The sequence below is a fragment of the Flavihumibacter sp. CACIAM 22H1 genome (assembly GCF_001601815.1).
Taxonomy (GTDB): Bacteria; Bacteroidota; Bacteroidia; order Chitinophagales; family Chitinophagaceae; genus Flavihumibacter.
Genome location: NZ_LUKG01000009.1, coordinates 46573 through 60667 on the forward strand (window position 1 = coordinate 46573; position 14095 = coordinate 60667).

The following is a 14095-nucleotide window of genomic DNA, read 5'->3' on the forward strand; positions in this document are numbered from 1 at the left end:
TCCTTTCCGCTTTGAAATGGATGCCAATGGCCAACTGGTGGCAGCCGGCTTAAAATCAACAGAAAGCACTCAAAGTAAAATAAAAAGAACGGCTATTCAGCTAAACCAGCCCCTTGCAGATTGTGGGGGCTCCGGTGTGGCAGCTGCCAGCGATAGTGGCCTGCTCAATATATTTATCCTGGGTTTTCTCGGCGGACTGATTGCCCTTTTTACGCCCTGTGTATTTCCTATGATTCCCCTCACCGTTTCGTTTTTTACCAAAAAATCGCAGGATCGGAAAAAAGGCGTAGGCAATGCCCTGCTTTACGGGTTTTTTATCTTTTTGATCTACCTGCTCTTATCCATTCCCTTTCATTTCCTGGACAGCATTAACCCGGAAATCCTGAACAATATCTCCACCAATGTGTGGCTGAACCTGCTCTTCTTCGTAATTTTTGTAGTGTTTGCCCTTTCTTTTTTCGGGCTCTTTGAAATTACCCTGCCCAGCAGTTTATCCAATAGTATTGATTCAAAATCCGGTGTAGGAGGGGGTATCGGTATCTTTTTTATGGCCCTTACGCTGGCCCTGGTTTCCTTTAGCTGTACCGGCCCAATTCTGGGCTCCCTGCTGGCCGGTTCCCTTTCTACCAACGGTGGAGCCATGCAGCTTACCGTAGGTATGGGGGGATTTGGCCTGGCACTGGCCCTGCCCTTTGCACTGTTTGCCCTTTTCCCGAACTGGTTAAATGCGATGCCTAAATCGGGGGGATGGCTTACCACCGTTAAAATTGTGCTGGGTTTTGTGGAGCTTGCCCTTGCTATCAAATTCCTCAGCAATGCCGACCTGGTAATGCATTGGGGTATATTAAAAAGGGAAGTGTTTTTTGCCATCTGGATCGTTATCGGCGTACTAACCACCCTTTACCTGTTTGGGTTGCTGCGGTTTTCGCATGAGGGACCGGTTAAAAAACTCGGTACCACGCGCAAAATCATCGGTTTTCTTTTTGCTGCCTTTACGCTGTACCTGGTGCCGGGTCTCACCAATACGCCCTATGCCAACCTCAAACTCTTAAGTGGGTTTCCGCCACCGCTCACGTACAGCCTCTACAAACACGAGGAAACAATTATCGTAAATGATTACGAAAAAGCCCTGGCCCTCTCAAAACAGCTGAATAAACCTATTTTAATTGATTTTACCGGCTGGGCCTGTGTTAACTGCCGAAGAATGGAAGAGAATGTATGGCCCGATGCGGCAGTGAAAGCACTGATGGAAAAATACATACTGGTATCGCTGTATGTAGACGATCGTAAGCCGTTGCCTGATGCCGATCAGTTCATCTATACCAATGAAAAAGGTATCCAAAAAGAGATCAAAACCATTGGCGATAAATTTGTGACGTTCCAGACCGAGAACTTTAAAAATGCTTCTCAGCCCTGGTATGCGGTTATTTCACCGGATGAGCAGCTCTTATCGCATCCTGTCGGTTATACGCCCAGTGCTAAAGAATATGCCAGCTGGCTGCAATGCGGGTTAGATGCTTTTAACAAGCAATAAACTGAAAAGATAAGGCCGTCTCCCCGGAGACGGCCTTTTTCTTACTGCTAAACGCCCAACCTTATAATTAATAACCAACTGAATGCTAGAAATTGGGGTCGACCGGTGTGTTGGGGTTATTGTCTCTTTCCCTGAATGGATAAGGGAAGAAATTTCTTTTCTTTTCAACATTCGGCTCGTTGGAACGATTGAAACGACGCATATCCTCCAGTTTAAAGCCCTGCATATAAAGTTCGAGGGCCCGTTGCCGGTAGATCTCTGTTAATACGGCTTCCTGCGTAACAGCGCCGCCATAGGGGCCCTGGTTGGCACCAATGCCAAAGGGATCCGCAGCGCTGGTTTTGGTCAGCACTTTATTGAGTTCAACAATTGCATCCGGCAGGCTGGCGGCTCCGGCTCGGGCATGGGCTTCTGCCTTAATTAAGGTCATTTCGCCTGGTACATAAATGGGCCAGGGGCTTGCCAGATCTGCGCCAAATCCTTTTATTCTCCAACGGGGGGCAATGGTGGTGTTCAAACTCATGTAAAAACCTACCCGGCCATCCGACATATCGGGCCGCAGGGCCTCGGGTAAACCGAAAGTGGAATCAATTACCTGGAAAACGTTATTGGTAGCGGTACTTACATTAAAAATGGGATTGGGAGAGATGGCATCGAAATTCATCGTGCTTTTGGAAGTTAGTGTAACTGCATTGGCCGCTGCCAGGGCAGCCGGATAATTGCCGCTGAATAAGGAATACCGCGCTTTCAGGGCCTGCAGGGTATTGGGAATTTCAATACCGGTGGGGATATTGGCCAGGAACTGGTTGCTGATCGGATTGGCTGCAATGGCTGCCAGGGCCGCATCAATCGTTGCAATTGCCTGCGCAAATCCTTCGGTCCTTGCTACAAAACTAACATTGGTGCCGATAGAGGCAGGTACCTGCTCCCAAAACATGGCCAGGTTGCCCAAGGCCAGGGCTTTGAAAATAGACGCATAGCCAATTAGCCCGGATGCATAGTTTTTATCGCCCAGGTTAGGGGCATTATTGAGCACATTATTGGCGTCGAAAATAACTTTCAGGCTATTGGTCCATAGGTTGCCCAGGATACCATTATTGCCGTCTACATTGATGCCGCCTTTTGATAAGTTGAACTCATCCACATTTCCTTCGTTCCGCAAGCTCAGCTCAAAAGTAGTGAACCCGTTGGCGGTAACCAGGTTGTATAAGGCCGATTGCCTTCCTACGCTGTACTGCTTCTGAACACCTACGGCCACGCCTGTTAACCCGGTTGAGGTGGTTAAGGCATTGTCTACCGGAGTGGCACCCGGGTTATCAAAATTCTTACTGCACCCTGCCATGCCTGTAATAAGCGTTGCCAGCAGGACTGATTTGAAAATATATTGTTTCATACGTTTAATTTGGAGGTTAGGTACTAGAATTTTGCACTGATATTAAGAGCAAATGTTCTTGGAATGGGTACGTTTCCAAAATCAACCCCGCGGGCAAGATTACTGCCACCGCCAGCATTGGTTTCCGGATCAAACCCTTTGTAATTGTCCCAACTGATCAGGTTTCTACCGGAGAAGCCTATGCGAAGATCGCTGATGGCTTTATTAATTTTACCCAGGCTATAGCTCAATGAAATTTCGCGGAGTTTCACAAAACTTCCATCATCAATCCTCCATTCTTCAATGGCATATACGCCGCTAACATACCCTCTTGGAAGCTGGCCGAGGTGTTCTTTTTCTGCAAATTCAGCACCATTACCTACCCCCTGGCGGGTGCGGAAATCGGCATTGAAGACATCCACTCCCTGTACGGCGTCGAGCTGAATACGCAGGGATAGTTTTTTGTATTCAAACGTATTTACGAGGGTTCCTGTCCAGTCGGGGTTGGGGTCTCCGATAATTTTCCGAAGCGGAGTGCCGGTAGGTAAACCATCGGCGCCTCGTTGGGTGGTATAGGACTGCGGACTGTTCTGTACGCCTCTTTCCTGTACAGGAATTCCGCTGGCGTTTTTGATATCGTTGCCATTGGCATCTTTGGCAAAGAAGAAACCATAGAATACGCCAATCGGGGCACCTCTGAGCAGCGATACTGAACCAGCCGGCAGGTTGAATTGGATAAGTCCCTGTGGTATTTCTTCCACCTTGTTCCGGTTACGGTTATAAATGAGATCAACCTCCCAGCGGAAATTTTTGTTTTTTACCGGTGTGGCGCCGATCATCAGTTCAATGCCCTTATTTCGTACTACTCCCACGTTATCAAGCAGGCTGCTGTAACCGGTTGTTGGTGCAATAAAACGCGAAATAAGCAGGTCGGTTACCTTTTTATTGTACCAGTTAAAACTAAGGTTTAAACGGCTGTCGAAGAACGCCATATCGGTACCGATTTCAAGTTCTTTTTGTACTTCCGGGCGCATATTGGTATTGGCCAGCTGGCCGGGTGATAACAGGGCAGTTCTGCCAACCAGGGGCGATGCATTGTAGATATTGAAACGATCGTAAGCACCAATACCGGTAAGGTTACCACTTTCGCCGTAAGCTGCTCTTAGTTTGAAATAATTCCAGGTGTTGGCCAGGCCCAGTTTCTCCCAGAAATTTTCATCGCTCATTACATAGGAGCCACTAAGTTTCAGGTAGAATTGATTCCGCTGATCTTCTCCAAATACAGAGGAGCCGTCTACCCGGCCTGCAGCAGTGAGGAAGTAGCGGTTTTTAAACTTGAAGTTCTGTTGCAGGTAAGCGCCGGAGATAGAAATTTCGGAACGGGCATCTATACCGGGTAATACGGTACTGGCACCGCCTACGGTTTGAACAAAGGGCGCTAACCCACGGCCTTGTGCAACCGAATAATTCGAACGCTCGTATTGCAGGGAATAACCCACCTGGGTAGTGGAATTAAGCTCGTCGGTGATATTTTTAGAAAGGGTAGCATTGATTTCATGGTTGATGAGGAACTGCTGGTTATTTCCGACAGATGCATACCCGTTCAGGGTTGGATCCAGCGAAGCGCCACCACCCCAGAAATCCGGACTTGCATTATAGGTATAAGGAGGAATATAGGTTGTACCAACCTGTGCAATATTGTCGATCCCCATTGTATAATCCACGGTTAGGTCTTTCAAAGGCTTCAGTTTCAGTCCCAGGGAGCTGATGATGCGGTTGGTTTGGTTCCGCTGTTTGATGTCTTCAATGATACTTACCGGGTTAATGCGACCGCGTTCACCCACGGCCTGCAGGTTACCATTGGCATCGCGTTTCCAGATATCGTGGAAATTGCCGATGATGGTAATACTGTTGATCGGAGAGAAGAAGGAATTACCATCTGGTTTTTCATTGGCCATGCTGTTTACATAATTCAGTCCGGCACTAACACTTACCCATTTGGCAATTTCCTGGTCAATATTGGCGCGGAAACTAAAGCGCTGGAAATCGGTATTCTTGATAATTCCCTGGTTGTAAAGGTGAGAAGCCGACAGGAAATATTTGGTCTTGTCTTTGCCACCCCGTACAGAGATATTATTATCGGTGCCGATACCATCGCGAAAAATATAATCCCAGTAATTATAGCGGGTAACATTGGTAGTGTTGGTTAAGGCGGTCAGGAGAATGTCTTGCGTAACGGCACCCGGACCGTCTGTAGGGCCGCCGAATTTGGTAGGTGCTTTGTTGTAACCGACATCTTTGCGCAGCTGGTTGATATTTACCGAGGTATTAAAGTTTACCACGGGAGCACCGCTGCTTCCGCGTTTTGTAAAGATCTGCACCACGCCGGCATTGGCCCGGCTTCCATAAATAGCGGCGGCAGCGGCTCCGTTCAGGATTTCCACCCGCTCAATATCGGCGGGGTTAATATCTACCAGCCGGTTAGGGGCAGGTGATATCAATCCGTCGTAGGCTGATTGTGTATTGGTAACCCTTCTGGAACTATTGCTTACGATCACACCGTCCACTATATAGAGTGGTTCGCTGGATCCGTTGATGGTGCTGGTACCCCGGAGGCGAACGGATATGCTGCCACCCGGATCGCCACTGTTCTGGATGATTTGTGCACCCGGTGTTTTGCCCTGCATGGCAGCTAATACGTTGCCGGTAGCTCCCTTGGTTAATTCGTCGCCTTTTACGGTGGCTACGAAGTTGCCGAGTTGCCGTTTGGTAGTACCCAGTGAGGTACCGGTAATGATCACTTCATCCATATTGGTAGCATCTGACCGTAAACTTGCATTCAGGGTATAACTGGTAGCTTCTGTAATGGTGAGGTTTTGGGTAATGGTTCGGAAGGCGATGCCGGAAAATTCTACCACGTACCTGCCGGGCTTCAGATTGCCGGTAATGGTATAGGCCCCGTTTTCATCGGTGGTGGCACCGGCTGTACTGGAGCGAACCTGTACCGAAATGGAAGGCAGGGGCAGGCCATTGTCATCAGTCACTGTTCCGGAAATACGTACCTGGCCTACTACTGCCATAGCAAAGAGCTGCAGTGATAATGCCAGTAACAACAGCTTCCAGTTTCGACGATTCGAACTTTTTTTTGGGTTCATAAAGCAGTGTTTAGTTGTAATTAAAGCGTTGAAATTTTTTGAGCCTGCAGGAAACTGGAAAAATGCTGCATGAAACGGAATATTTCCTCATCATTAACCAAGGAAAATGGGCAGCAGAATTCTTCTCAATACCTAGCAGTTAGGGAAATTAACCAAAATTTCAATCAAATAATTGCATAATCCGGCAAAAAAGTGCAAATAATTTCAAATAACCAGGTTTCTACGGCTTAATACACTCTAAATCAGGCAAGTTGTGGATGTTGCTGAGGTTCTTTGCGGGTTTTTACAGGTTGACTGCCGGAGCTTGCTTGCCTTTGTTGGGGGCTGGATCAATACCAGTTTGGAGGGGTGTTTACTAAGGGATAAAAAAAAGCCCTCGTGGAGAGGGCTTCAGTTTGGCGTCATTCTGTAACAACCTTCTGGCTGGCAAGCGAAACATTGGAGATGTCAGAGGGAGCCACAGAATGACATTATGTTGATGAAATCATCGTCGTTTTTAGTATTGCAATATTACAGTGTAAAAATGATTCTGTTCTGATGACTTGTTTAAAAAAATATTAAAAACAGGAAATAAGAATTGTATAAGAATATCAAGCGATTGCTCCTGGTAGTTATCAGAGGGCAATATTCTTCTCTGACATCATTTTACGCAGGTTAATTAAGCCATAGCGCATACGACCCAATGCTGTATTAATACTGCAATTTGTCAATGCTGCAATTTCTTTAAAGCTTAATTCTGCATAATGACGCAGGATAATTACTTCGCGCTGATCTTCTGGCAAACGATCCAACATCTGACGAACCCGGTCATGACTCTGCCGTTTCATCATTTTTACATCTGCACCATCTTCTGTGAAATTGATCACTTCAAAAATATCACGATCATCACTGGTTTTAATGGCCGGTGAACGCTTCACTTTTCTGAAATGATCTACACATAGATTGTGTGCAATCCGCATAGCCCAGGGAAGAAATTTACCTTCCTCGGTATACCTGCCTGCGCGAAGTGTATCAATAATTTTAATGAGTACATCCTGGAAAATATCCTCTGCCAGATATTTGTCTTTCACCAGGAAAAGAATGGACGTGTACAATTTGTCTTTGTGACGGAGAATTAGGGTTTCAAGGGCGGCCATGTCACCATCCATAAACATATGGATAAGTTCATTGTCAGTTTTAACGCAATGTGATTTCATAAACATCTACGGTTTTAGTATTAAATGGGATATTGGTTACTTGGATTTGGGAAAATTACGATTGTAGTAGTAAATCTACGATAGGCGTGAGTTTTATGGTTTTTGTTATAGGACGTTTTGTATAATAAAAATAATAATTTCTTCGAATAAACAAGAGCTTGTTAAAATTATTTTCCATTTATCGAAAATTACCGGCTAATTGTCTAAAGGAATTTACTTAAACATTATATACGTGCTACCTATTCACCCGGATTTAGCCGCCCAGGTTTTTTTAAACCCGCGTAATACTGCGTTTCGCTCAACTACCTGTAATTTTGCTGTTCTATGAAATCAGCTTCCCCTTCTGTTGATACAGTTGCCCAGGATATATATATAAAAGGTGCGCGTGTACATAATCTGAAAAATATCGATGTTACCATCCCCCGTAATAAACTGGTGGTGGTTACAGGTGTTTCCGGCTCTGGTAAGAGTTCGCTTACGATCGATACTCTTTTTGCAGAAGGACAACGCCGTTATGCCGAAAGCCTTAGTGCGTATGCCCGGCAGTTCCTGATGCGGATGAACAAACCCGATGTCGATTTTATCAAAGGGCTTTGCCCGGCGATCGCTATCGAACAAAAAGTGATTACCCGCACACCGCGTTCTACCGTCGGCAGCATGACCGAGATCTATGATTACCTCCGCCTGCTTTATGCCCGGGTTGGACAAACCATTTCGCCCGTATCCGGTAAAATTGTCCGGAAAGACGATGTCAGCGATGTGGTGGAAGCCATCCGCCGGTTACCCCGAGGCGCCAAAGTACTGGTGCTGGTACCTTTTTTACTCCATGCTAACCGTTCCGTACCAGAGGAGCTGAATATTCTCCTGCAAAAGGGGTTTAGCCGCCTTTTTGACGGGGAGATCCTGCGAATCGAAGACCTCCTGGACTCTTTTCAGGAAGGCGGTGGCAAACCCTGGAAACCGTCGCCTAAAAAACCGGTTTACCTGCTGATCGACCGGCTTGTTGTAAAAGATTTTGAGGAAGACGACCTGCACCGCATGGCAGACTCCATCGGTACGGCCTTTTATGAAGGAGAAGGCATGGTTCAGTTACAGGTGGATGGCGCTGAAATGTTTGGTTTTTCCAATCGGTTTGAACTGGACGGCATCCTGTTTGAAGAACCCGTCCCCAACCTTTTCTCGTTTAATAACCCCTTTGGTGCTTGTCCTACTTGCGAAGGTTTCAGCCAGGTGCTGGGCATAGATGAAGACCTGGTGATCCCCGACAAACGCCTTAGCGTATACGAAGGCGCCGTGGCGCCCTGGAAAGGAGAAAAACTGGGCTGGTGGAAAGAGCAGTTTGTAAAAGCATCGCGCAGTACTGGTTTCCCTATCCACAAACCCATTATTGACCTTAGTAAAGAACAATACCGGCAACTTTGGAAAGGCATTTCTCCTGCGCTTGGAATCGACGATTTTTTTCGCGAGGTGGAAGCCAATCTTTACAAGGTTCAATACCGTGTTCTCTTATCCCGGTACCGGGGCCGAACCACCTGTCCGGATTGCGGAGGATACCGGCTTCGTAAAGAAGCCCTGTACGTAAAAGTGGGCGGCAAACATATTGGTGAACTCTGTGAAATGCCGGTACGCGACCTGCAGCAATGGTTCCTTCAACTACACTTATCCGATTATGACCGGCAGGTAGCTAAACGCATTCTGCTGGAAGTAGAAGGCCGCATCAGCACCCTGATGGAAGTTGGGTTGGGGTACCTGACCCTCTCCAGGCTCGCAAATTCACTGAGCGGGGGCGAAAGCCAGCGGATACAACTAACCCGCAGCCTGGGCTCCAACCTCACCAATTCACTCTATATCCTGGATGAGCCCTCTATCGGCCTGCATTCCCGTGATACGGAGCGCCTGATCGGTGTATTGAAAAACCTGCGCAACCTCGGCAATACAGTGGTTGTGGTGGAACACGATGAAATGATGATGCGCGAAGCCGACTATATCATTGATATGGGACCGCTTGCCTCACACCTGGGCGGAGAAGTAGTTGCAGCCGGCAACTACCAGCAACTCATTGCGCATAAAAACAGCTTAACCGGGCAGTACCTGAAAGGAACCCTTACTATAGATCCGCCGGAGAAACCCCGCAAATGGAATCGCTCTGTGTCAGTTACAGGTGCCCGCCAGCATAACCTGAAAAACATCAACGTAGAATTTCCCCTCGGCGTTTTTACCGTTGTTAGCGGGGTAAGCGGTAGTGGAAAAACCACGCTTGTAAAACAGATCCTCTATCCCGGTTTGCAGAAAATTAAAGGAGAAGCTGCCGATAAAGTGGGCCTGCATAAATCCATTGAAGGCGATATTGATTTTATTACACAAATAGAACTGGTGGATCAGAATCCCATCGGTAAATCATCGCGCTCCAATCCGGTTACGTATATCAAAGCGTACGACGAAATCCGCGATCTGTATGCATCCCAGCCACTGAGTAAAATGCGCGGCTTTCAACCCAAACATTTTTCTTTTAACGTAGATGGCGGCCGGTGCGATGCCTGTAAAGGAGAAGGTGAACAGATCGTAGAAATGCAATTCCTGGCCGATGTACATCTCACCTGCGATGTATGCGGCGGCAAACGCTTTAAGGAAGAAGTACTGGAAGTAACCTACCAGGAAAAAAATATCCACGATGTATTACAAATGAGCGTGGATGAAGCCCTTGAATTTTTTGCGAAAGAAAAAGATGTAGTAAACAAAATTAAAGCCCTGAGCGATGTAGGTCTGGGTTATGTGAAACTCGGTCAGTCGTCCGATACACTTTCAGGCGGAGAAGCACAGCGGGTAAAACTGGCTTCCTTCCTGGGCAGGGGCCGTGCACAGGGACATATTCTTTTCATTTTTGATGAACCCACTACCGGCCTTCATTTTCACGACATCAAAAAATTACTGGCCTCCTTTAATGCATTGGTCAACCAGGGGCATACCATTCTTGTCATCGAGCACAATACCGATGTTATCAAATCGGCCGATTGGGTCATTGATCTTGGGCCGGAGGCCGGTGATGGCGGGGGACAACTGGTTTATGCCGGCCTACCTTCGGGTTTGAAGAAAAACAAAGAAAGCCGGACCGCTAAGTTTCTTACCTAAGGCGGTCCAGGCTCTTAATCAGTTTTTCATCGCGGCGAATGCCACGGGCTGCCAGAAACAGGAAAATCAGCATGGCAATGGGTAATAAACCTCCCCAGGAATAGGTTCCCTGAACCATATTCTGCGTGGTTTTAAACCCTTCTACGGAATATACCTGCAGGCCAATCACCACTGCCGAAAGCAGTGCACCGCTTACCGCCAGTTTAAATTGCGTAGGCCTGTTTTTATAAAGAAAAATGGCTACTGCCGACAATACAGCAATGCCAATTGCCAGTGCAAAGGAAAGCAGGCTTTCGGTAGCCAGGTAATGCCGCACGGTTCCATCCTGCAGGGTGGCTGCAAAAAGTGGAATTCTTGCCATGGCAAACCCACAGATTGCAGCCAGTGCCAGCCAAATGGTTTGTATACGTTGAATCATACGAATCTTTATTGATGGGGTAAAGATATATACTTATCCCAACTGCGGATACAGCGGAAACTGCTGCATAAATTCATTCACCTTTTTGCGTATGGTACTCAGTTTGTTTTCATCATCGGCATTCATTAACACCGTATCAATAGCATCCACTACAAATTCCATATCAGCCGCCTTCATACCACGGCTGGTAATAGCGGGAACGCCTACCCGGATTCCGGAGGTTACAAAGGCAGATTTATCATCAAAAGGAACCATGTTTTTATTCAGGGTGATATCTGCCTTGCCCAGTACCTGTTCCGCTTTTTTACCGCTGATGTTTTTATTCCGGAGATCAATCAGCATCAGGTGGTTGTCGGTGCCGTTACTAATGATCTGGTAGCCCCTGCTTACCAGCGCAGCCGACATGGCCTGCGCATTTTCAATAACCTGTTTGGCGTAGCTGGTAAAGGAATCACTTAGAATTTCTCCGAATGCTACTGCCTTGGCTGCAATTACATGCTCCAATGGTCCGCCTTGCGTGCCGGGAAATACCGCCATATCCAGCAGGTTGCTCATTAACCGGATATTTCCTTTGGGATCTTTTAAGCCGAAAGGGTTTTCAAAATCCGATTTCATGAGGATAATACCACCTCTTGGACCTCTAAGGGTTTTATGGGTAGTAGATGTTACAAAATGACAATGTTCGAAGGGAGAGCTGAGCAGTCCCTTGGCAATCAGTCCGGCCGGGTGCGCCATATCACACAATACAAAGGCACCTACTTCATCAGCTACTTTACGGATACGGGCATAATCCCAATCGCGGCTGTAGGCAGATGCACCACATATAATCAGCTTGGGTTTTTCTTCACGGGCAACTTTTTCCAGCATCGCATAGTCCACCAAACCAGTTTCTTTTTCAACACCGTAAAAAAGAGGCTGGTAGAGTTTTCCGCTAAAGTTTACACTGGAGCCATGGGTAAGATGGCCTCCCATACTCAGGTCGAGGCCCAGTATTTTATCGCCTGGTTGAAGAATGGCCAGCATTACTGCGGCATTGGCTTGTGCACCACTGTGGGGTTGCACATTGGCATAGGCACAACCGAAAATTTCTTTTAGGCGATCAATGGCCAGTTGTTCTACCTGGTCAACGATTTCGCACCCGCCATAGTACCGGCGACCGGGATAACCTTCGGCATATTTATTCGTTAATACGCTGCCCATCGCCTGCATTACCTGCAGTGAGGTGAAATTTTCAGAAGCAATCAGCTCAATGCCGTGGCGCTGACGTTCTAACTCTTTGTTTATCAGGTCAAATACCAGTGTATCTTGGGTCATGGAAGAAATTTTGCCGCAAAAATACAGGAAAAGGGGGAAGGGGGAAAGGGGAAAGGAGAAAGGGAAGCAAGGAGGTGGAAAGAAGAAGCGAGGAGGGAGAAAGGGGAAAATGAGAGGAGGGTGCTGCTGCTTTTGTGCTTTTCCCTAATTTCACGCCTTGTTAAGGCCTGTTAGTAATGAATGGGCTTTTTTGAAAAACAATTGGATGAAAGCGATTATTCCCGTTGCTGGTGCCGGCACCAAGCTACGACCACATACCTACACACAGCCCAAAGCACTGATTCCGCTGGCCGGTAAAACCATTCTTGGTATTATCGTTGATCAACTGGTGGAGGCAGGCGTGCATGAGTTCATTTTTATAGTTGGCTACCTCGGTGATAAAATCCAGGATTTTGTTGAAGAAAAATACCCCCATTTAACCACTCATTTTGTACACCAGCATGAACGTATGGGTATTGGGCATGCCATCTTAATCACCCGGGAAATTGTGCAGGATGATGAAATTATTGTAGTACTCGGCGATAGTATCTGCGAATACGATGTGAAATCCGTGCTGCAATCCGAAACCTCATTGCTGGGGGTGAAACGGGTTGACGATCCACGCGATTTTGGTGTAGCAGAGATCAATGAAGACGGACAGATTACCCGTGTGGTGGAAAAACCCCAGATCCCCAAATCGAATATGGCCCTGGTGGGCATTTATAAAATTCGTGAAACAACCGTGCTGTTCAATTGCCTGGAGAATAATATCCGTAATAATATCACCTCCTACGGCGAATTCAATTTAACCGATGCACTGGAATGTATGATCGGAGACGGGGCTGTGATCCGCGCCTACAAAGTGCAGAACTGGTTCGATTGCGGTAAGAAAGAAACCCTCCTGGCCAGCAATGCTACCCTGCTGAAAAAGATGGGCCAAAGTATCGCCGCCGATAAACCATTTGAAAACACCATCATTATTCCGCCGGTAAGCATTGCTGCTGGTTGCGATATTTCCAATAGCATCATCGGTCCCAATGTTGCCATCGGAGAATGTGTTACCATCACAGATTCCATTATAAAGGACTCCATTATCGGCGCTTTTTCTGACCTGAAAGATATAGTGCTGACACAATCCCTGATCGGTTCTGATACCGAAGTTCGGGGAGAAAGCCGTAGCCTCAACATCGGTGATAATACCGAAATTGATCTGGGTAAACGATAAAAGCCAAACCATGGAAGAGCTGTTCTCCAACAACCGTATAACCGGCTTGTTCGGTATTCAATATCCCATCATACAAGGCGGTATGATATGGGCCAGCGGATGGCGTTTAGCCAGCGCCGTTAGTAATGCCGGCGGACTTGGTTTATTGGGCAGCGGCAGCATGTATCCCGAGGTATTGCGGACACATATCCAGCAAACAAAAGCAGCTACTGACCGGCCCTTTGGCGTAAATATTCCCCTGCTTTATCCGAATATTGAAGAACTGATCAGCCTCGTTATAGAAGAAGGAGTGAAGATTGTTTTTACCTCTGCCGGTAATCCTGCAACCTGGACGCCCCGGCTCAAAGCAGCAGGTTGTACCGTGGCACATGTTGTCAGCAGCAGTAAATTTGCCTGCAAGGCAGAACAGGCGGGCTGCGATGCCGTGGTAGCCGAAGGCTTTGAAGCAGGTGGCCATAATGGGCGCGAAGAAACAACCAGCTTTGTACTGGTGCCTGCCGTGCGTGCGGCCGTAACTATTCCGGTTATTGCAGCCGGTGGAATTGCAACCGGGCAACAACTATTGGCTGCCCTGGTATTGGGCGCAGATGGCGCACAACTTGGTACCCGCTTTGTTGCCAGCGAAGAAGCCAGTAGTCACCCCGCCTTTAAAGAAGCCCTGATCAACAGCCGCGAAGGCGATACCCAGCTCAGCCTGAAAAAACTGGTGCCGGTTCGACTGTTGAAAAATGCCTTTTTCCAACAGGTAGAGGAAGCTGAAAACCGGGGCGCTT

Annotated in this window: 9 protein-coding genes; 4 read left to right on the plus strand and 5 right to left on the minus strand. The window is 47.3% G+C overall.

Features of this window, described 5'->3' with window-relative positions; genetic code table 11:
* Positions 1–1534 (plus strand): cytochrome c biogenesis protein CcdA (locus A1D16_RS04685; RefSeq protein ID WP_290708091.1); only part of this gene is annotated, 1534 nt, incomplete at its 5' end.
* 85 nt (positions 1535–1619) lie between these two features.
* On the opposite strand, the gene A1D16_RS04690 is transcribed toward A1D16_RS04685, so the two are convergent.
* The 3 genes from A1D16_RS04690 to A1D16_RS04700 form a co-directional block, all read right to left on the minus strand.
* Positions 1620–2927 carry a RagB/SusD family nutrient uptake outer membrane protein gene (locus A1D16_RS04690; RefSeq protein ID WP_290708092.1) on the minus strand — a complete coding sequence of 436 codons (1308 nt, stop codon included), beginning with the start codon at positions 2925–2927 and terminating at the stop codon, positions 1620–1622.
* Between the two features lie 23 nt (positions 2928–2950).
* Complete coding sequence (locus A1D16_RS04695) at positions 2951–6061, minus strand: SusC/RagA family TonB-linked outer membrane protein (protein WP_290708093.1); 3111 nt, start codon at positions 6059–6061, stop codon at positions 2951–2953.
* Positions 6062–6675: 614 nt separating this feature from the next.
* Entirely contained in the window at positions 6676–7257 is a 582-nt protein-coding gene (locus A1D16_RS04700; RefSeq protein ID WP_290708094.1) for a sigma-70 family RNA polymerase sigma factor, read from the minus strand.
* A 324-nt stretch (positions 7258–7581) separates the two neighbouring features.
* Here A1D16_RS04700 and uvrA point away from each other — a divergent pair, with 324 nt between their 5' ends.
* Positions 7582–10386 (plus strand): excinuclease ABC subunit UvrA, encoded by a 2805-nt coding sequence (gene uvrA, locus A1D16_RS04705; RefSeq protein ID WP_290708095.1) that lies wholly within the window; start codon positions 7582–7584, stop codon positions 10384–10386.
* Here uvrA and A1D16_RS04710 read toward each other — a convergent pair.
* Positions 10379–10804, minus strand: a complete 426-nt coding sequence (locus tag A1D16_RS04710; RefSeq protein WP_290708096.1) for a DUF4293 domain-containing protein — start codon at positions 10802–10804, stop codon at positions 10379–10381. The genes uvrA and A1D16_RS04710 overlap by 8 nt on opposite strands.
* A 33-nt stretch (positions 10805–10837) precedes the next feature.
* Positions 10838–12118, minus strand: coding sequence for a serine hydroxymethyltransferase (gene glyA, locus A1D16_RS04715; protein WP_290708097.1), 1281 nt, complete (start codon positions 12116–12118; stop codon positions 10838–10840).
* A 205-nt stretch (positions 12119–12323) separates the two neighbouring features.
* Between glyA and A1D16_RS04720 the strand changes: the two genes are divergently transcribed.
* Both A1D16_RS04720 and A1D16_RS04725 read left to right on the plus strand, forming a co-directional pair.
* The gene (locus A1D16_RS04720; RefSeq protein ID WP_290708098.1) at positions 12324–13322 is read left to right on the plus strand and encodes a sugar phosphate nucleotidyltransferase; all 999 of its coding nucleotides are present in this window, start codon (positions 12324–12326) and stop codon (positions 13320–13322) included.
* Between the two features lie 10 nt (positions 13323–13332).
* Positions 13333–14095: nitronate monooxygenase (locus A1D16_RS04725; protein WP_290708099.1), on the plus strand; the 763-nt coding region annotated here is incomplete at its 3' end.